17 protein-coding genes and 1 other annotated feature are annotated in these 20,248 nt (G+C 37.4%); of the genes, 15 read left to right on the top strand and 2 right to left on the bottom strand.

The features are described from left to right. The first annotated feature begins 28 nt into the window (after nucleotides 1-28). From opp4A to ACFX40_RS05580, 4 genes are all read left to right on the top strand, one after another. Complete coding sequence (opp4A, locus tag ACFX40_RS05595; RefSeq protein ID WP_377237325.1) at nucleotides 29-1,768, top strand: oligopeptide ABC transporter substrate-binding protein; 1,740 nt, start codon at nucleotides 29-31, stop codon at nucleotides 1,766-1,768. A 21-nt stretch (nucleotides 1,769-1,789) separates the two neighbouring features. After that, complete coding sequence (gene opp4B / locus ACFX40_RS05590) at nucleotides 1,790-2,755, top strand: oligopeptide ABC transporter permease (RefSeq protein ID WP_016763044.1); 966 nt, start codon at nucleotides 1,790-1,792, stop codon at nucleotides 2,753-2,755. An 11-nt stretch (nucleotides 2,756-2,766) separates the two neighbouring features. Next, nucleotides 2,767-3,681, top strand: a complete 915-nt coding sequence (gene opp4C, locus ACFX40_RS05585; RefSeq protein WP_028407468.1) for an oligopeptide ABC transporter permease — start codon at nucleotides 2,767-2,769, stop codon at nucleotides 3,679-3,681. Nucleotides 3,682-3,981: 300 nt separating this feature from the next. Then, nucleotides 3,982-4,731: a YjbA family protein gene (locus tag ACFX40_RS05580; RefSeq protein WP_014461589.1), complete on the top strand. Its 750-nt coding sequence runs from the start codon at nucleotides 3,982-3,984 to the stop codon at nucleotides 4,729-4,731. 28 nt (nucleotides 4,732-4,759) lie between these two features. Here ACFX40_RS05580 and trpS read toward each other — a convergent pair whose 3' ends face one another. Continuing rightward, nucleotides 4,760-5,749: a tryptophan--tRNA ligase gene (trpS, locus tag ACFX40_RS05575; RefSeq protein ID WP_026106503.1), complete on the bottom strand. Its 990-nt coding sequence runs from the start codon at nucleotides 5,747-5,749 to the stop codon at nucleotides 4,760-4,762. A 76-nt stretch (nucleotides 5,750-5,825) separates the two neighbouring features. Next, nucleotides 5,826-6,030 (bottom strand) — a binding site (T-box leader). 666 nt (nucleotides 6,031-6,696) lie between these two features. Between trpS and ACFX40_RS05570 the strand changes: the two genes are divergently transcribed. The 5 genes from ACFX40_RS05570 (at nucleotide 6,697) to ACFX40_RS05550 (ending at nucleotide 12,309) form a co-directional block, all read left to right on the top strand. Beyond that, a complete protein-coding gene (locus ACFX40_RS05570) occupies nucleotides 6,697-8,343 on the top strand; it encodes a peptide ABC transporter substrate-binding protein (protein ID WP_013055414.1) in 1,647 nt (548 codons plus the stop codon). Nucleotides 8,344-8,440: 97 nt separating this feature from the next. Next, nucleotides 8,441-9,376 (top strand): ABC transporter permease, encoded by a 936-nt coding sequence (locus tag ACFX40_RS05565; RefSeq protein ID WP_013055415.1) that lies wholly within the window; start codon nucleotides 8,441-8,443, stop codon nucleotides 9,374-9,376. A 2-nt stretch (nucleotides 9,377-9,378) separates the two neighbouring features. Then, the gene (locus tag ACFX40_RS05560) at nucleotides 9,379-10,305 is read left to right on the top strand and encodes an ABC transporter permease (protein ID WP_013055416.1); all 927 of its coding nucleotides are present in this window, start codon (nucleotides 9,379-9,381) and stop codon (nucleotides 10,303-10,305) included. Nucleotides 10,306-10,319: 14 nt separating this feature from the next. Continuing rightward, nucleotides 10,320-11,390, top strand: a complete 1,071-nt coding sequence (locus ACFX40_RS05555) for an ABC transporter ATP-binding protein (RefSeq protein WP_028407470.1) — start codon at nucleotides 10,320-10,322, stop codon at nucleotides 11,388-11,390. Nucleotide 11,391: 1 nt separating this feature from the next. After that, nucleotides 11,392-12,309, top strand: a complete 918-nt coding sequence (locus ACFX40_RS05550) for an ABC transporter ATP-binding protein (protein ID WP_028407471.1) — start codon at nucleotides 11,392-11,394, stop codon at nucleotides 12,307-12,309. A gap of 282 nt (nucleotides 12,310-12,591) precedes the next feature. Here ACFX40_RS05550 and ACFX40_RS05545 read toward each other — a convergent pair whose 3' ends face one another. Further along, entirely contained in the window at nucleotides 12,592-13,167 is a 576-nt protein-coding gene (locus tag ACFX40_RS05545) for a GNAT family N-acetyltransferase (protein WP_028407472.1), read from the bottom strand. A gap of 451 nt (nucleotides 13,168-13,618) precedes the next feature. Here ACFX40_RS05545 and ACFX40_RS05540 point away from each other — a divergent pair, with 451 nt between their 5' ends. The 6 genes from ACFX40_RS05540 to madM all read left to right on the top strand — a co-directional run bounded on the left by ACFX40_RS05540 (nucleotide 13,619) and on the right by madM (nucleotide 20,196). Continuing rightward, the gene (locus tag ACFX40_RS05540) at nucleotides 13,619-14,983 is read left to right on the top strand and encodes an amino acid permease (RefSeq protein ID WP_263034584.1); all 1,365 of its coding nucleotides are present in this window, start codon (nucleotides 13,619-13,621) and stop codon (nucleotides 14,981-14,983) included. A 523-nt stretch (nucleotides 14,984-15,506) separates the two neighbouring features. Next, nucleotides 15,507-16,913, top strand: a complete 1,407-nt coding sequence (locus ACFX40_RS05535; RefSeq protein WP_028407474.1) for an amino acid permease — start codon at nucleotides 15,507-15,509, stop codon at nucleotides 16,911-16,913. A gap of 418 nt (nucleotides 16,914-17,331) precedes the next feature. Then, on the top strand, nucleotides 17,332-17,730 hold the full coding sequence (spxA, locus tag ACFX40_RS05530; protein WP_013055422.1) for a transcriptional regulator SpxA: 399 nt from the start codon (nucleotides 17,332-17,334) through the stop codon (nucleotides 17,728-17,730). Nucleotides 17,731-17,932: 202 nt separating this feature from the next. Continuing rightward, nucleotides 17,933-18,829, top strand: a complete 897-nt coding sequence (locus ACFX40_RS05525; RefSeq protein WP_098333849.1) for a LysR family transcriptional regulator — start codon at nucleotides 17,933-17,935, stop codon at nucleotides 18,827-18,829. Nucleotides 18,830-19,024: 195 nt separating this feature from the next. Next, a complete protein-coding gene (gene madL / locus ACFX40_RS05520; RefSeq protein ID WP_377254398.1) occupies nucleotides 19,025-19,438 on the top strand; it encodes a malonate transporter subunit MadL in 414 nt (137 codons plus the stop codon). Beyond that, nucleotides 19,435-20,196 (top strand): malonate transporter subunit MadM, encoded by a 762-nt coding sequence (gene madM / locus ACFX40_RS05515; RefSeq protein ID WP_028407477.1) that lies wholly within the window; start codon nucleotides 19,435-19,437, stop codon nucleotides 20,194-20,196. Before madL ends, madM begins: the two co-directional genes overlap by 4 nt. Nucleotides 20,197-20,248: the final 52 nt, after the last annotated feature.

Here is a 20,248-nt window from a genome sequence, read left to right as displayed (position 1 = left end):
AGATTATTAGTTAAATAGGGGGAACGTCATGATGAAAAAGAAATCGTTTTTATCACTTGTTTCCATTTTGCTTGTGCTGTCGCTTTTTCTAGCGGCATGCAGCGGTGGAAGCAGTTCTTCATCTTCTAGTAATAAAGAAGGCGGAGAAACAAAAACTGAAAGTGCAAAAACAGACAAGCCAAAAGATGGCGGGACGATTACGTATGGGATTGACGGAGCGCCGGAAGGAGTATTCGATTTTAGTTTCTATCAAGGTGAATACGACGCTAACGTTCTGCAGTTTATTAATGAAGGTCTTTATGATTACGATAAAGAGATAAAAATTCAGCCCAACTTAGCTACTTGGAAAATTAGTGATGATAAATTAACATATACCTTCAAATTAAAAGAAGGTGTTAAATGGCACAATGGCGATGAGCTAACAGCTGATGACTTTAAGTATACGTATGAGACAATAGCAAATAAAGATTACACAGGACCGCGTTATGCCAATGTAGAAATTATTAAAGGTGCTCAAGAATACCACGATGGCAAAGCAGACTCTATTTCTGGAGTAGAAGTTGTTGATCCTCATACGTTTAAAGTAACGTTTAAAGATGTTCGAGTGAATAACCTAGACACGTTATGGGCATATCCAATGCCGAAGAAATATTATGAAGGTATTGCTGTGAAGGATCTTCAAGAATCGAAAAAAGTTCGTCAGGAGCCAATTGGTGTAGGTCCTTTTAAAGTAAAGAAAGTAGTATCAGGAGAGTACGTGGAATTAGAGCGTAATGATGACTATTGGCAAGGGAAGCCTCACTTGGATAAAGTTGTCGTAAAGGTTATTGATCCATCTGTTGCGGCCGGAGCTTTAAAGAAAAATGAAATCGATGTATTAAGTGTACGCCCAGCAGATTTAGGACAAATCAATAAATTGGACAACATTGAACTTCTCGAAGGAAAAGCATCTATCTATTCTTATATAGGCCTTCGTTTTGGTCATAGAGATAAGGACAAAGGTATCAGTGTAGACGATTATGATAAGTTTAAAGATAAAAAAGTGCGTCAAGCGCTAATGTATGCATTAAATCGACCAGCTATGATTAAAGCGTTCATGAATGATAAAGCAACGGTTTCAAATACGGTTATTCCGTCTGTTTTCTGGTTAGCAGCAGATCCAAAAGATTTAAACCAGTATAAATATAACCCAGAAAAAGCTAAAAAATTATTAGCAGAAGCAGGTTATAAAGATGTAAATGGCGATGGATTTGTTGAAGATCCAGACGGTAAGCCATATAAGATCTCGTTTGGACATTACGCTGGCCCAGCAAACTTTGAGGGGCGTGCAAAAGCCATTATTCAAGCATGGAACGATATTGGTGTGAAAACTGAATTAGCATCGGGTTCATTAATTGAATTTAACTTATACAATGAAATGAAAGAAAACGATGATAAATCGTTAGATGCATTTTTTGGCTCATGGGGAACAGGATATGACCCAGACCCAAGTATTACGTGGGGATCAAATGCAGAGTGGAACCATGGTCGTTGGATTAATAAAGAATCTGATCAGCTGATTAAAGATTCGTTAAGTGAAAAAGCATTTGATGATAAATATCGTAAAGATGTTTCTGTGAAGTGGCAGAAGTTATTCAACGAAGAGCTTCCAGCCCTTCCTTTATGGGAAAATGTTAACATCTATGCAGTTAATAAACGTCTTAAAAATGTAACGATGGATCCAGATACAATCATCCTAGATTCACATAAGTGGTCAGTGACAGAATAATTAAAAGAAGGAGAATCAACGATGCTACAATACTCATTAAGACGTATTTTAGGAATGATTCCTATGTTGATTCTAATCTCCTTTGTCGTTTTTTCCCTGGCAAAAATGATGCCAGGGGACCCTTTTGGGGGCATGATTGACCCAAGTAAGACAGATCCAAAATATATCGAAGAGATGCGTGATAAGCTTGGATATAATGATCCTATCTATGTACAGTATTGGACTTGGATTAAAGGGGTGCTTCAAGGAGATCTTGGAAAATCAACAACACATAAGTTGCCGACACTTGAAATTATAAAAGAACGTATGCCTAATACTATATTTTTAGCGCTGACTTCATTATTTATTACTTATGTATTTGCTTTTATACTGGGGATGTATGCAGGTAAAAAACCGTATACTTTAGGAGATAATCTAATTGCAGGGTATAACTATTTTGCATTAGCGGTTCCATCGTTCATTGCTGGAATTGTAGGAATTTATTTCTTTTCTTTTCAGCTAGATTGGTTTCCATTTAGCGGTTCAGTAGAAGTTGGATTAGAAAAAGGAACGTGGGCATATATACAAAGTAGAATACATCATGTTATTCTCCCAGCTTTAATATTAGGACTGATGTCAACTGCTCAATATACGCAGTTTTTACGTAATGATATTATTGAAAACAGTCGCAAAGATTTTGTGCGCACAGCCAGAGCAAAAGGGACAAAAGAATCTAAAATTTATAATGTTCATATCTTACGCAATTCAATGATTCCTCTTATCACCTTCTTAGGTTTTGACCTTGTAACAGTAATTGGAGGAGCTATTATTACAGAAACAATTTTTACATACCCAGGTATTGGAATGTTATTTGTAGAATCTGTGTCGACCCGGGATTATTCTGTAATGATGTCACTAACGATGCTATTTTCAGTACTTACACTACTTGGAAATTTACTTGCAGATGTGTTATACGGCGTAGCAGATCCGCGTATTCGTTTGGATTAGGAGGAGAAAGTATGGAAATTGTAACGAAAAAAGATGTACAGCCAGAAGTGAATATGAAAGCTCCTAAAAACCTTTCTCCATGGGCGATTGCGCGAAAGAAGTTTGTTAAAAATAAACTGGCCATGATAAGTTTAGCTTTTATGATTGTGATTACGCTTCTTGCCATTTTTGCACCGCTGCTTACAAAAGCAGATATTACACGTATCGACTATATGGCGATGAATGCAGCGCCTTCTAGTGAGCATTGGTTTGGAACGGATACAAATGGGCGAGACGTATTTGCACGTACATTGTATGGAGGAAGAACTTCGTTACTGATTGGAGTTGCTTGTACAACGCTCGTTATTTTAATCGGAACTTTTATTGGTTCGATTGCGGGTTATTACGGGGGCAAGGTGGATCAATTCTTAATGCGTTTTACAGACTTTGTATTAAACTTTCCGCTAATTGTTTTCGTTGTAGTGTTAAATACAATCCTAATTGGAAAGATCTCAGGCGTTTGGACGCTCATCCTAGTTGTTAGTTTCCTAAGCTGGGGAAGTACGGCCCGGCTGGTTCGAAGCAAAGTCTTGGCTGAAAAAGAAAATGAATATGTGCTTTCAGCTGTTTCCATTGGGTGCAGCCCGTTTAAAATCATCTTTAAACATTTGCTGCCAAATGTGTTTTCAACGATTGTGGTTCAAGCCAGTTTGCAGATGGCGATCCTTATTGTGTTTGAGTCAGCGATTAGCTTTATCGGTTTTGGCGTGCCGGCTGATACGCCAAGCTGGGGGAATATGCTGACAGAAGCAAGGGAATCAGATGTGCTGCAGAATAAGCCTTGGATGTGGGTTCCGCCAGGTTTAGCTATTACATTTACGATCCTAGCTATCAACTTCATTGGTGAAGGATTAAAAGATGCTTTGAATCCCAAATCTCTTCGTTAAAAATCTATCACAAAAGTGTGATAGATTTTTTTAGGTTTGTCAGACCTCCTGACAAACCTATTACTATAGAAGAAACTCGGATTTTTTTCTGCTTATAGGGGTCGATATAGCTCATAAAGCCTTTAGCAATCATTAGCACTGGCGTTATATCTGTGCTTCGAAATAAGTGCATTTGAACAATAGCCAACAACGAAGGTATTTTACAATTAATTTTTAGAAAAATAACATCATTTGGAATAAAAATTCCTTTATCTGCCTATACTGATGGATAACAAACAGATAGTAAGTGAGGGGTAAATTATGCTATATCTTCATGATGTATGGGTTAATTGGTTTGAAGGCGAAGAAAACGGTTATAATGTGTGTCATTTCCATGAGTGGAGAAAAGACGATTGTGTAGAACTGCTCGATCAAGCACCGTTATTAAAAGTAAATCCGCTTTTATTTCATTACATTGAAAATGATCTTTCCGAGCTACCTCAACAACTACTACAAGATGTCTATCAGAAAGCATACATTCGGAAAAATCATGAACGCACGCAGGTTGAATATTGTTTTATCGTTACAGATGGAACGAATATTTTAGCAATTGATACGATGGGATATCATATTCCAATTCGAAAAAGCCGCTTAATTCCAAGACAAGAACAGTTAGTCTATGAGATGATTGCGGATCAAGAAGAGCTAGAATATAAGTTCAGTGAAGACGAGCTGAATAAAAAAGAGCATCATATTCTTTCACCGTCTCCTGAAACGATGAGAGGACTAACACGTAAAGAACGTCAGCTAAAACAGCTGTTATTTATGGCACTTGATCAGCTACATACAACAAAAAATACAGCTCAAATCCGCTACTGGTACACGGAGTGGAATCCAACGAAGTACGAAGACATTCAAGAGATGCCGTTTCAAGACGTGTGGAATCAGCTATACGATGAAACGAAGTCAGGGTGGTCACCGAAGCATAAATTATTATGCGAGCGCTTAGTAAAAGGACAACCTTTCTTTGAAAAACTTTGGGAAATTGAACAAGAGCCAAAAGTTAATTAAAAAAAACGACTGCATAGCAGTCGTTTTTTTAACGTTTACGGCCAATTCCCATTGCGTTTCGCATTTTGCGAAGCATTTTATTAGCCGTTGCATTTGCTTTATCGGCACCTTGATCTAAAATATCATCTAGCTCGCTAGAATCAACTAATTCATAATATCTTTTTTGAATTGGAGCAAGTGCTTCAGCTACCACTTTGGCTGTGTCAGCTTTAAAGTCACCATAACCTTTGCCTTCGTACATCGCTTCAATGTCTTCGATCGATTTATTGGCTAGGATTGAATAAATACTTAATAAGTTTGAAATACCTGGCTTATTTTCTTTATCGTAGCGAACAATACCTTCTGAATCCGTTACGGCACTTTTGATTTTCTTTTCAATTGTTTTAGCGTCATCCAAGAGCGTAATGAAAGCTTTTTGGTTTGGATCGGACTTGCTCATTTTTTTCGTAGGATCTTGAAGAGACATGACGCGTGCGCCCACTTTTGGAATACGTACTTCAGGGATAGTGAAGATATCATTGTATTTTTTGTTAAAGCGCTCAGCTAAGTCACGCGTTAATTCTAAATGCTGCTTTTGATCTTCACCAACTGGAACCAAATCGGTGTTGTATAAAAGAATATCCGCTGCCATTAATGGAGGGTAAGTTAGTAATCCTGCTGATACTGCTTCTTTTCCAGCGGACTTATCTTTAAACTGAGTCATACGTTCAAGTTCACCGATATACGCTACGCACTGTAACATCCATCCCGCTTCTGTGTGGGCAGGCACTTCCGATTGAATAAATAAAGTCGATTTTGCTGGATCAATTCCTACCGCTACATACAGAGCAGCAAGGCTGCGAATGTTTTTACGAAGTGCTAAACGATCTTGAGGCGTTGTAATTGCATGCTGATCTACAATACAAAAATGACAGTTATAGTCATGTTGAAGTTCAACAAATTGCTTCATCGCTCCAATGTAGTTACCTAAAGTGATTGTACCGCTTGGTTGAATACCTGAAAAAATTGTTTTCATCAAATCTTCCTTTCATCTGCACATATATGATGCTAATTTACGGATACAACATAAAAAGGCCCATCCACTCCTAGCATAAGCTAGGGGCGAATGGACCGCGTTGCCACCCTAATTAGCACACATAATTGTGAACTATCTTTATTCATGTAACGTTGAGGTCAACGTTCAAGCTTTGCACTTGAAAGCTCCAAAGTCCATTCTGCAGGTTTCAATGTTTGTTCTCACCAGCCACAAACTCTCTAAAAATGAAAATTCTGCATACTACTCTTTTTCACAGCTTTAATTATATAGTTATTCGTTATTATAACGCGAAAAAGCAGGAATTTAAACATCTTATCGCTAAAAAGTTTTATAAGACAATTTACTGGAATTTTTCAGCGGCAAAAAAAGACAAGAACCTTTTAATTAAAGCATTTCTTGATGAAAATTTGGTGGAGGATTTGGTAAAAATCTTTTATTTAGTATTTCTAATAACTTTGTAATACTCTTGTAATACCTATACTACAAAAAAGATTTTAGAAGTCTGACAAGTAGGCACAATCCTTATAAGATAAGGTTTTTTCCCTCATGACAAAAAAATACCATTAAATAATAGTATTGCAATAAATTTTTAAAATATTTATAATAGGCGTAACAAACATATTTTTTACAAAGGTATTACAATTTCTTAATTTTTCAGAAAACACAAAATAGACAATGTTTTGTTTCAATTAGCGAATTTTGTAATGAATGAGTCTTCTACATATTAAGCGCATACATTGGATTTACAGCATGTAAACAATTGATGACAGTTTCATAGAGTAGAAGAATAATTTTGCAGTGAGGTCTTTAATGCTCTACTACGTGAAAAAATAACTGATTATTTTGTATTGAAAGAGGATTAAGAAATTAGTGCATATCAAAAAAATATGGTTGCCACACAAACAAAATTTAATAGGGGGTAACACGCAATGAAGAAAAGGTTGTCGATTCTTTTCAGTTTGCTGCTTGTAATGAGCTTGTTTTTAGCTGCATGTGGATTTAACAAAGAATCTGGTGGCAGTGAAAATGCTAGCAGTGATGGCGGCGACAAGAAAAAAGAGCAAGAGCTTCGCGTAAACATTAAAACTGAGCCTTTTTCACTAAACCCAGGCTTAGCTAATGATTCAACGTCATCAAACGTATTATTACAAACATTTGAAGGTTTAACTCGTATCGGTAAAGATGGAAAACCTGAAAATGCAATGGCGAAAGATGTGAAGGTCAGCGATGATCAAACTAAATATACGTTTACGATTCGCGACGATGCAAAATGGTCAAATGGTGACCCTGTAACAGCAAAAGATTTCGAATATGCATGGAAATGGGCGTTAGATCCTAAAAACGAATCTCAATATGCATATCAATTATACTATGTTAAAAATGCACAAGCTGCTAATGAAGGAAAAGGTTCATTAGATGATGTTGCGGTTAAAGCAACAGATGATAAAACGCTTGAAGTAACATTAGAAAATCCAACGCCATATTTCTTAGAATTAACAGCTTTCTATACGTACTTCCCAGTGAATACGAAAATTGCTGAATCAAATGAAAAATGGTACACAAATGCAGGCGAAAACTATACGTCAAACGGTCCTTTCAAGCTTAAAACTTGGAAACATAATGACAAAATCGAGTTAGTTCCTAATGAAAACTATTGGGATAAAGATGCTGTAAAACTTAAAAAAGTTGAAATGTACATGATCAATGATAACAACACTGAACTTTCAATGTTCAAAAACGGTGAATTAGACTGGGCGGGTATGCCTACTGGTCAATTACCAGCTGATGCACTTCCTGAATTAAAGAAAGACGGTTCATTAAACATTCAAGAGATTGCAGGTACTTACTGGTACAAGTTTAATACAGAACAAAAACCTTTAGATAACGTGAACATTCGTAAAGCATTAGCTTATGCAATTGATCGTAAAGGTATTACAGAACAAATTACAAAAGACGGTTCAGTTCCAGCGATGGCGGCTGTACCACCAACAATGTTTGAAGACAACAAAAAAGGTTACTTCAAAGACAATGATGTGAAAAAAGCAAAAGAATATTTAGAAAAAGGCTTGAAAGAAATGGGCCTTAAAGACGCTTCAGAACTACCAGCAATTAAGGTTTCATACAACACGGATGAAAAACATGCAAAAATTGCACAAGCTGTTCAAGATATGTGGAAGAAAAACCTTGGTATTAAAGTACAGTTAGACAACTCTGAGTGGGCTGTTTACATTGAAAAATTACACCAAGGAGATTATCAAGTTGGACGTATGGGCTGGTTAGGAGATTTTAACGATCCAATCAACTTCTTAGAATTGTTCCGTGATAAAAAAGGCGGAAACAATGATACAAACTGGGAAAACCCAGAATATAAAAAGTTATTAATTGACTCTCAAAAAGAAACAGATCCTAAAAAACGTCTGGAAATGTTGAAAAAAGCAGAAGGTATCTTCATGGATGAAATGCCAGTGGCACCAATCTACTTCTATACAAACGCTTGGGTACAAGATAAGCAGCTGAAAGATGTTGTGATGTCTGGACTTGGAGACATTCAGATTAAATGGGCTCATTTTGAGTAAGTAACATCAATTATGACAAAGGGTATATGGGGCCTGGTGCTCCATATACTTTTCTTTCTTGTGCGCGAATTTTGTAAAAATATGGAGGTGTGTCAGGGTGTTCAAATATATAGGAAAACGACTTATTTATATGTTTCTATCATTATGGCTGATCGTAACAGCGACCTTTTTCTTAATGCGTGCTGTTCCAGGAGGTCCATTCACATCAGAAAAGCAGCTTCCCCCTGAAATTCAAAAAAATCTAAATCAGTATTACGGTCTAGACCAGCCTTGGTACCATCAGTACTTTGATTATTTAACATCAATTTTAAAGTGGGATTTTGGTCCATCTTTCAAATATAAAGGCCAAACGGTAAATGATTTGATTAACGGCGGATTCCCTGTTTCATTCATGCTAGGGATGGAAGCTATTTTAATAGCGATTGCTATTGGTGTAGTACTTGGTGTTATTGCTGCTTTAAAACATAATAAGTGGCAAGATTACACGGCGATGGTTATTGCAGTTCTAGGAATCTCAGTTCCGAGTTTTATCATGGCAGCGGTATTACAATACGTTTTGGCTATGAAACTACAAATTTTTCCGGTTGCACGCTGGGAATCTTGGGCACACACGGTGTTACCAGCTCTTGCACTTGCTTCAACCCCTATGGCGTTTATCGCACGATTAACTCGTTCGAGTATGCTTGAAGTATTAAGCAATGATTATATTCGTACAGCGAAAGCAAAAGGTTTAAGCAGAGGCGTTATTACAGTTAAACACGCCATGAGAAATGCGATGCTTCCAGTTGTATCCTATATGGGACCTTTAGTAGCAGGGATTTTAACGGGTAGCTTTGTTATTGAAAAGATATTTGGTATCCCGGGATTAGGTTCACACTTTGTACTCAGTATCTCAAACCGAGATTATACAACGATTATGGGCGTAACGGTATTCTACAGTATTTTACTACTTTTTTGTATCTTGCTTGTAGATATTGCATACGGCTTCATTGATCCTCGAATTAAACTTACAGGTGCTAAGAAAGGAGAGTAACTATGCAGCAACTTCCGAAAATTCCTAAAGAAATGTTTGAAACAGCAGGGATTGACCGCGCTCAGGCAGAAAAGATTGAAAAACCGAGTCTTTCATTCTGGCAAGATGTTTTTATTCGTTTTCGCAAAAATAAGCTTGCTATGTTTGGTGTAGTACTAATGGTTCTCCTTGTTTTTATGGCTATATTTGGTCCATTGATGGTGAAATATGATTATGCAACCAATGATTTACTGAATGCTAATCAGGCTCCATCTTCTGAGCACTGGTTCGGTACAGATGAATTAGGGCGTGATGTTTTTGCTCGTACGTGGGAAGGCGCTCGTATTTCATTATTTATCGGATTAGCAGCAGCTTTAATTGATTTATTCATCGGCGTAGTTTGGGGGAGCATCTCTGGATACCGCGGCGGCCGTACGGATGAAACAATGATGCGTGTTGCGGATATCTTATATGGTGTTCCTTACCTTTTACTGGTTATTATTTTAATGGTTATGCTTGGCCAAGGGTTAGGCACGATGATTTTGGCGATGACCATTACCGGCTGGATAAACATGGCCCGTATTGTACGTGGACAAGTATTGCAGTTGAAAAATCAAGAGTACGTAATGGCTTCACAAACATTAGGAGCAACAACAAAACGTATTTTATTTAAACATCTTATTCCTAACGCAACAGGTCCAATTTTAGTAACAATGACACTAACGATTCCTTCAGCAATCTTTACAGAAGCATTTTTAAGCTACTTGGGACTAGGCGTTCCGGCACCGCTTGCAAGCTGGGGAACAATGGCTTCAGAAGGCTTACCTGCTTTGGAATACTATCCTTGGCGCTTATTTTTCCCAGGTTTGTTTATCTGTTTAACAATCTTAGCGTTCAACGTAATTGGTGATGGATTACGAGATGCGTTAGATCCAAAACTACGTAAGTAAGGAAGTGGACTCATATGTCACGTTTATTAGAAGTAAAAAATTTAGCTGTATCATTTAAAACATATGGCGGAGAAGTTCAAGCTGTTCGCGGCGTTAACTTCCACTTAAATAAAGGTGAAACTTTAGCAATTGTTGGTGAGTCAGGATCTGGTAAAAGTGTAACTTCACAAACGATCATGCGCCTTATTCCGATGCCTCCTGGCCGAATCAAAAGCGGTGAAATGCTGTTTGACGGTATTGATTTAGCTAAGAAAACGGATAAAGAAATGGAAGCTATTCGCGGTAAAGATATCGGTATGATCTTCCAAGATCCGATGACTTCCTTGAATCCAACGATGAAAGTTGGGGCTCAAATTGGTGAAGTCGTAATCAAGCATTCCAAAGTATCTAAAGCAGAAGCAAAAAAACGGGCAGTCGAGTTATTAACGCTTGTAGGAATTCCTTTTCCAGAACAGCGTGTGAATCAATATCCGCATGAATTCAGCGGCGGGATGAGACAGCGTGTTGTTATTGCAATGGCTCTTGCTTCTAATCCGAAACTCTTGATCGCTGATGAACCAACAACAGCGCTTGATGTAACAATTCAAGCTCAAATTTTAGAGTTGATGAAAGACATTCAGAAAAAAACGGATACATCTATTATCTTTATTACCCATGATCTTGGTGTAGTAGCAAATGTAGCAGATCGAGTAGCCGTTATGTACGCTGGTCAAATTGTTGAAACCGGCACAGTGGATGAAGTGTTTTACGATCCAAAACATCCGTATACGTGGGGACTGCTAGCTTCTATGCCAAGCTTAGATAACGAGGCAGAAGAAGAGCTTGCTGCTATTCCTGGAACGCCGCCAGATTTAACGAATCCTCCAAAGGGAGATGCATTTGCAGCGCGAAATCCATACGCAATGAAAATTGACTTTGAGCAAGAACCTCCAATGTTCAAAATATCTGATACGCACTATGCGAAAACATGGCTGTTGCATCCCGATGCACCAAAAGTAGAGCCGCCTGCTTCAGTTCAGCGCCGCATGCGTAAAGTTGATAATGTATACAGCACCCCTGTACTCGTAGCGAAGGATGGTGAATAATATGACAGATAAATTATTAGAGATTAAAGGCTTAAAGCAACATTTTTTCACAAGTAAAGGAACAATTAAAGCAGTTGATGGTCTGACGTTTGACATCTTCCGCGGAGAAACATTAGGGCTTGTAGGTGAATCCGGTTGCGGAAAGTCAACGACAGGCAGAACGATTATTCGTTTATACGACGCTACTAGCGGTGAGGTGCTATTTAATGGCGAAAATGTACATGGTCGCAAATCCCGCTCAGAGCTTAAAAAATTCAATCGTAAAATGCAAATGATTTTCCAAGATCCATATGCGTCGCTTAACCCTCGTATGACCGTAGCAGATATCATAGCAGAAGGCATTGACATTCACGGTTTAGCTAAGACTAAAAAAGAGCGTATGGCAAAGGTTCACGAGCTTCTTGAAACAGTCGGGCTTAACAAAGAACATGCGAATCGCTATCCACATGAGTTTAGTGGCGGTCAGCGTCAGCGTATCGGTATCGCAAGAGCACTGGCAGTAGAACCAGATTTTATCATCGCAGATGAACCAATCTCAGCTTTGGACGTATCTATACAAGCTCAAGTTGTTAACTTAATGAAGAAGTTACAGCGTGAACGTGGACTAACATATTTATTTATCGCCCATGATTTGTCAATGGTAAAATACATCAGTGACCGCATCGGCGTTATGTACAGAGGTAAGATTGTAGAGCTTGCACCAAGTGATGAACTTTATCGAAACCCTGTTCATCCATATACAAAAGCGTTGCTTTCAGCTATTCCGCTTCCCGATCCTGACAGTGAAAAAACACGTCAGCGCAAAATTTATGATCCAAGTATCCATGACTATAACGGTGAAGAACCGGAGCTTAGAGAAGTATCTCCAGGTCACTACGTGTCTTGTTCTCAAGCAGAGTTTGCCACATATACAACATAACAAAAACGATCTCACAACGAGGTCGTTTTTTATTTAGTTATCAAAGAACACTAAGCTTCAAGTTGCAAAAAACATGTAAGAACAAGTAACATTAGCGCTTTACAGGTATTATACAGTAAAGGATTGAGAAATACTATTAAAAATTTTCAGAATTTTATATTTAAGACAAAATATCTATGTATAAACCTTATAACTAAAGGAATATAAGTGGTTAATAATGTTCTGTGTTGAATAATAATTCAAAAAATATAAAAAGAAGGTAGACATGCGTCTACCTTCTTTTTATAAATCTGCTAAGATATCGCCGTCTTTACGATTCTTATCAATTTTTAGCACTTGATCTGCTGGCTGATAGGACGCACCGTATATTTCTTTGTCTTTGTACGTATGAATTAACTCGTACGTTTTTTTCATTTTATTTAAAATGCTTTCCTCTGTTTCAGAGGTAGGAGACCAATATAGAATTTCCATTTGGTTAATTTCATTTGTAGCTAATGACCGACGATTATAGCCAATTGTTTGAGCATGCTTAAAGTCTGCACGTTTATAAAAGTGCAGTCGTTTTGCTGAGTCTGAATCTTTATAGTCTACAGGCTCTACTTCTAAGATAATTGGTTTGTTGTGCTGTTTTAACTCATCAATTAATTTACCGCCAAGCCCTTGACCTCGAGCGTCTTTTGAAACAAAGAGGTAATCGATAAAGATAAATTGGTTTGTTTCCACGTACATTAATACGTGATGAGGTCCTTCATTTTTATGATAAATATCGCTGCGTTCTTGTAAAAGCGTTTCGATATGCTTCTTTGATTTCATTTCTTCAATGGGAAAATATTGACTTAATTTTTCATACCAATTCATAGCACCCTCCTACTGATCTTTTCACGATGATGTTCATAATAGTGTTTAAACAGTTATCTTATCTTTACCCTTTTTAGGGAAAAGTAAGCATCTATAATTGAAAATATAGAAGAATAATCGATTGATTATTCTTAATAGTTAGATAATTATAGTGGAATAAGAACATATAATGTAAAAAATGGTTTTTATTATATTTCTATCGTAAGTTTATTTGTGAAAATCACAAAAAACTATCGCATTTTTTGTGATTTTTGATAAAATGAACAAAGTGAAGTTTTTTTAATATTGTATTTTATAGATGTGATAGCGATAAAAGTGCAGGTGTGAAACTTGTAATATTAGATTTTTAATACATACACCGTCTGAAATTATTTAGCTGAAAAATAAGTTAATACTATACACGTAGCCGCTATCGCTATTAAATGAAATGGATATGTTAGGAGAGAGAATTATGCAAGGGAACACGCAAGAAAAAGAATTAAGCCGTGGACTTGAGGAAAGACATATTAGCTTAATGTCTTTAGGTGCAGCTATCGGAGTTGGATTGTTTTTAGGTTCTGCATCCGCTATTCGGTTAGCGGGTCCTGGTATTCTTATCATGTATGGAATCAGTGGTCTTGTTATGTTTTTTATTATGAGAGCGCTAGGTGAAATGGCAGTGCAAAATCCAGTAGCCGGTTCTTTTAGTAAGTATGCTAACGATTATTTAGGGCCACTTGCTGGTTATTTAACAGGCTGGAACTACTGGTTTATGTGGATTATTACATGTATGGCTGAAATTACAGCTGTTGGAGTATATATGGAGTTTTGGTTCCCGGGTGTACCTCAGTGGATATGGGCACTTGCAGCACTCATTATCATGACAGGGGTTAACTTTTTAGCTGTAAAAGCATATGGCGAACTAGAGTTTTGGTTTTCTCTTATTAAAGTAGTAACGATTATCCTTATGATTGTGCTGGGACTAGGCATGATTATCTTTGGAATTGGAAATGGCGGCATTGCAACAGGAATCAGTAATTTATGGAGTCACGGGGGCTTTTTCCCGAATGGTATGAAAGGTGTTCTTTTATCACTTCAAATGGTTATGTTTGCTTACCTTGGTATTGAAATGATTGGGGTAACAGCAGGAGAAGTGAAAAATCCGGAAAAGACATTAACAAAAGCAATTGATAATGTACTGTGGAGAATTTTGATTTTTTACATCGGAGCTTTGTTTGTTATTATGTCTATTTATCCTTGGCCAGAGATCGGAACGCAAGGGAGTCCATTTGTTTTAACATTTGATAAAGCTGGAATTCCCGCTGCAGCAGGGATTATAAACTTTGTAGTGTTAACAGCGGCTTTATCTTCTTGTAACAGTGGAATTTTTAGTACAGGCCGTATGTTATTTAATTTAGCTCAGCATGGGGAAGCTCCAAAACGCTATGCCAACTTAACAAAAGGCGGCGTGCCTGGTGCAGCAGTTATTGCTTCAGCTGTTGTACTGCTAATCGGAGTTGGCTTAAACTATGTTGTTCCTGATAAGGTGTTCACCTGGGTGACGAGTATTGCCACTATTGGAGCAATTTGGACATGGGGAATTATTTTACTTTCTCAAATTCGCTTCCGCAAGGGATTAAGCGATCACCAAGTAAGTGATTTAAAATATAAGCTTCCGTTTTTCCCGTATACGTCATATCTCTCTCTTGCTTTCTTAGCGGGAGTAGTAGTGGTGATGGGTTTTTCCTCTGATACAAGAATAGCCCTTATTGTAGGTCCGGTATGGTTTGTTTTATTGATTGTTGTCTACTATTCAAAAGGTTTTCATAAAAGATAAAAAATAAAGCGCGGACAAAAGTAATTTCGTTGAAGTAAGATCCGAACGAGTTGAATTCTTGATTAAGAATCCAACTCGTTCGGATTTTTTTATGGTGATGGTGAACGTAGGTTTACTGTATGTAGGGCTTCAATCTGTTAATTGGAGGGCAAGGTGAAGACTCCTCCCGGGAAAAGCGAGACCCTGCAGGAGCGGAAGCAACGATGAGGCTCGCCGGCCGCTCGCGGAAAGCAAAGTCTTGTACGGAAATCCACAGCGGTGTAACAAGCGTGATTCATACGAACTCATATACCCCATTTGTTCATCTTTAGATTGATGTAGTTGTGTTCCAGCCGCATTTTTTTCCAAAAGAAAATGAAGGATTTATTATTTCACTTTTTGCTTTAGTGTGCTAATATATTATATTGTTAAACAAATGAAGAGATGAATGAAGAAACAAATAATTATTACGTGTTAATAGATGAGCATCGAGCTTTCTATCTCAAAAGTTTAAGCGTTTAGAAAGCAAAAGGAGACACAGCAAATGAAAGATAAAAAATGGGGACTTTGGTTTTTAACAGCCTTTGTAGTTGGTAATATGGTAGGCGGCGGAGTATTTATGCTTCCTTCTAATTTAGCAAACGTATCAAGTCCAGTCGGTTCAACACTTGCTTGGATTGCAACAGGTCTTGGCGTATTCATGATTGCTCTTGTATTCGGGAACTTAGTCATGAGAAAGCCCGAATTAAAAGGAGGGCCTCAAAGTTATGCAGCGAATCTTTTTTCGTCGCCTAAAGCAGGTAAAGTAGCAGGGTATAGCATGGCTTGGGGCTACTGGGCAGCCAACTGGGCTGCAACAGCATCTGTCATCATATCGTTTGCGGGATATTTAACAACGTTCTTTCCAGTAATGGAGAGTAAGGATATTTTATTTTCAGTTGGAGATTTTCAATTAGAAGCTGGAAAATTCATTACGTTTTTAGTATGTTCTATTGTCCTATGGGGAATTCAAGCTATTTTGCAGCGAGATATCAATAGCGCCGGTAATATTAACTTTATCACAACGGCAGCTAAAATTATTGGATTCGGTTTATTTATTGTCGTGGCGCTATCGCTATTTAGCGCATCCAACCTGGTCAGTACAGAATTTGTTAATTCAAAGGGTATAAATGTAGGATTGGGAAGTCAGGTCAATGGGGCAGCCATTGCTACGCTGTGGGCGTTTATCGGAATTGAATCGGCTGTACTGTTATCTAACCGTGCAAAATCACAAAAAGTAGTGAAGAAAGCAACACTGCTTGGATTATTGATCTCAATGGTTATCTATGTGGGGATTACGCTTCTAGCTATGGGGATTCTTTCAACAGCTCAGCTTCAGCAGTCTCAAAAACCTTTGGTAGATACGTTAGAAATGGTGATTGGACATAAAGGTGCTTACGTAATGGCCATTTTAGCACTTATTTCTTTATTAGGTTCTACGGTTGGATGGATTGTTGTTAGTGCAGAAGTTCCTTATCAAGCAGCAAAATCAGGGTTGTTTCCACAGTGGTTTGCTAAAACAAATCAGAACAATAGTCCAGCCCGCTCACTAACATTAACAAATGGCTTAACACAGTTGTTTTTGTTTGCGACTATTTCAGGTACAGTTTCGCAAGCCTATAATTTCGCTATTGTTGTAGCTACTCTCGCTTATTTAGTTCCTTATTTCGTGACGACAGTTTATCAATTAAAGCTTATTGTGACGGGTGAGACGTACGACACGATTAAAGGATCGCGAGTAAAAGACGGAATCATTGCCTCGTTAGCACTTATTTATTCACTTTGGGTGATTAAGACAGGTACAGCTGATTTAAAAACATTTTTCTTAGGTATTGGCTTATTTGTAATCGGGCTGTTACTGTATCCTATCTTAATGAGACGAGGAAAAAGAAGCACATCAGCTATTAAATAAATAAGAGGTTATCTCAAAAGCTTTGCAGAAAAGTCAGTTCTTCTGCAAGGCTTTTTTAGTGACTGAAAAATTTGAGGAATTTGTAAAAGAAAAAAATAATAAAAAAATGAAACTAATCTACAGGTTTATTCGTAATAGTAGTGTGGTAAATAAATAATGAAGAAAATCGGCAATGAAAATAATGACAGTGAAGGAACGAACTAATGCACTAGTCCACTTCAAAAAGTATATCATTCCGATGAAGTTTATAGTATAATGCAAATAGATATTATTTTTTAAAAGTAATTATAAAGTAGTATCGATTTTCATTATCAGTCATTAAATATTTACACTCGTTGAAGTTTGTATAAAACAACATGATTTACAGTTCATGTTTTAAATGTTATGACCGATTATGATAGAAGGAGTGAAGGAGTAAATGGTTACATTATATACATCACCAAGTTGTACATCTTGTCGTAAAGCGAAAGCTTGGTTAGAGGAAAATGATATTGGATATACAGAGCGTAATATCTTTTCAGAGCCGTTATCAATCGACGAGATTAAAGAAATTTTACGTATGACAGAAGATGGAACAGATGAAATCATTTCAACACGTTCGAAAACTTTCCAAAAACTAGACGTTCAGGTAGACGCTATGCCTTTGCAAGATTTGTATGAATTAATTCAGCAAAATCCTGGCTTATTGCGCCGTCCGATTATCATTGATGAAAAACGTCTACAAGTTGGTTACAATGAAGACGAGATCCGTCGTTTCTTACCACGTAAAGTGCGTACTTTCCAACTTCGCGAAGCTCAAAGACTTGTGAATGGTTAATTTTTATATTTGTCTGTTTAAGATTTAAATAAGAAACCAACCAAGTAACGTTTGCTTGAAGTTGGTATATAAAAAAATAAGCAGCAGGGAGCCACTGGCTCCCTGCTGCTTATTTTTTGTCGAAATAGCAGGGAAAATGAAGTATGTATGTAATTAATAAAGAAAGAGAGTAACTAAACACATAAAAGTGGTGGTGAACGGATTGGAGCTTTTACAGCTAAAATATTTCCAAGTAGTTGCTAGACTAGAACATATCAGTAAAGCGGCCGAAGAGCTATACGTATCTCAGCCTGCGCTCAGCAAAACGATTTCACAGTTAGAAAAAGAGCTAGGCATTCGTTTGTTTGATCGAAACGGTAAATACATTAAATTAAATCGGTATGGTAAAGCATTCTGTGCCAAAGTAGAACTTGCTTTAAAAACATTAGAAGACGCAAAGCACGAGCTAAAGGATATGTCGAACGATCCATGTGAAGAAATTCGCCTTGTTGTATTAGCTAGTTCACATTTACTTCCAGAGCTATTAAGCAGATTTCGTGAGCAATATCCTCAGGTGCGTTTTCGACTGATGCAGCATTTGACTAATTCTAATTCACAGCCTGATTTTGATTTATGTATTTCAGCTTTTCCATTAACAACCCGTCAGATCGAACATACTCCTTTGCTCCGTGAATCGATTTTGCTTGCAGTGCCTCTTGATCATCCTTTAGCCAAGCAATCACGCGTAAAGTTAAAGGAACTTAAAAATGAGAAATTCATTGTGCTAAAGAAAGGAAAAGAGCTAAGGAAAATAACGGATGTAATTTGTAAGGAACAGAATTTTGTACCTCAAATTACGTTTGAAAGCGATGACCCAGCAACAGTGAGAGGTTTGATTAGAGCGAAGCAAGGAATAGGTTTTATTCCTGAAGTAACTTGGGGAGGTTCTACAGGGAAAGATGTAAAACTGCTGAATATTGAAGAGGAAATATTTGAACGTACAATCTTTTTAGCTTGGAACAACGGAGGCTACGTGACGGATTTACAACAAATCTTTAGGCAGTTTGTGATTGATTATTTTAAACATTTACCCTCCGGTATACCTCATGAATACATATAAGAATCATGACTAAATGTCATGATTTTTATTTCTTTTTCGAATAAATTTAAAGTGAACAGTAGAGAAAAACTGTATTATGTCATTTTTGATATAAGTATATAACTAAAAATGCATAGGTTATTCAACTTTTTTCCTTTACACTATTTTTAAACCATAAAGTAAACGCTTTCAATAATGGGTTGGGGAGGAAGTAATATGATAATCTTCGGTGTAGCGCTGCTGTCTATTTGCATGTTGATAGGGGTAATTGTAGGGGACGCATTAGGAGGGCTGATAGGAGTAGAAGCCAACGTTGGAGGAGTAGGGGTATCCATGCTTCTTCTTGTACTAGCGGTGGATTATTTAAAGAAGAAAAATAAGCTCCAAGTAAAATCCGAAGAAGGCATTGCTTTTTGGGGAGGTATTTATATTCCTATCGTGGTAGCAATGTCTGCACAGCAAAATGTTGTAGCTGCTCTTGATGGAGGAGGCATGGCGCTTCTTGCAGGGGTGGTAGTAGTCGTAGTAGGCTTTTTATCCATACCATTTATCAGCAGAATAGGAGAGAAAGCGAAGGTGAAAGAACAAGAAATAGAGCTTTCTATTTTACCTAAGGAGCAGGTCAAATGATGAATATGATCAAAGAAGGATTAGAAAATAACGGGCTGATTACGGCATTTGCTATTATTGGGATTGTCATGTATATTGCTTATTTTTTATCAGATAAATTAACAAAAGGAAGAGTTCACGGATCTGCTATTGCTATTATGTTTGGATTGATCCTTGCTTATATTGGTGGAGTGAATACAGGAGGAGAGAAAGGGATTTCTGATATACAGTTATTTTCAGGAATTGGTTTAATGGGCGGAGGAATGCTGCGAGATTTTGCCATTATTGCTACTGCATTCGGCGCCAATTTTAGCGAAGTCAAAAAAACGGGAATCAGCGGGATTACGGCCTTGTTTTTTGGGGTTTTCTATTCCTTTGTAATAGGTGTAATTATTGCTCTTTGTTTTGGATATAGAGATCCCGTTGCCTTGACCACAATCGGAGGAGGGGCCGTGACCTATATTGTGGGGCCGGTTTCTGGAACTGCGATTGGAGCCTCTTCTGATATTATCGCGTTAAGTATAGCTGTAGGATTAATTAAATCCATTTCAGTTATGATTTTAACACCGGTATTTGCTAAGAAAATCAAATTAAACAACCCTCGTACAGCAATGATCTATGGAGGAGTTATGGGGACGACGAGCGGTGTAGCAGCTGGTTTAGCCGCGACAGATGTAAAACTTGTACCTTACGGAGCCATGACAGCTACATTTTATACAGGTCTTGGTTGCTTACTCGTACCATCTATTCTTTTTTTACTGACAGAGATTATTTTTTAAGTGTACAAAGTGTTTTATGAATAAAAGACTGCTGTGCTCATTAAACTAAAGA

It is taken from the genome of Priestia sp. YIM B13552 (assembly GCF_042787775.1).
GTDB classification, from domain to species: domain Bacteria; phylum Bacillota; class Bacilli; order Bacillales; family Bacillaceae_H; genus Priestia; species Priestia megaterium_E.
Note: the sequence above shows the minus strand (reverse complement) of the source record. Positions and strands in the feature narration are given on the sequence as shown.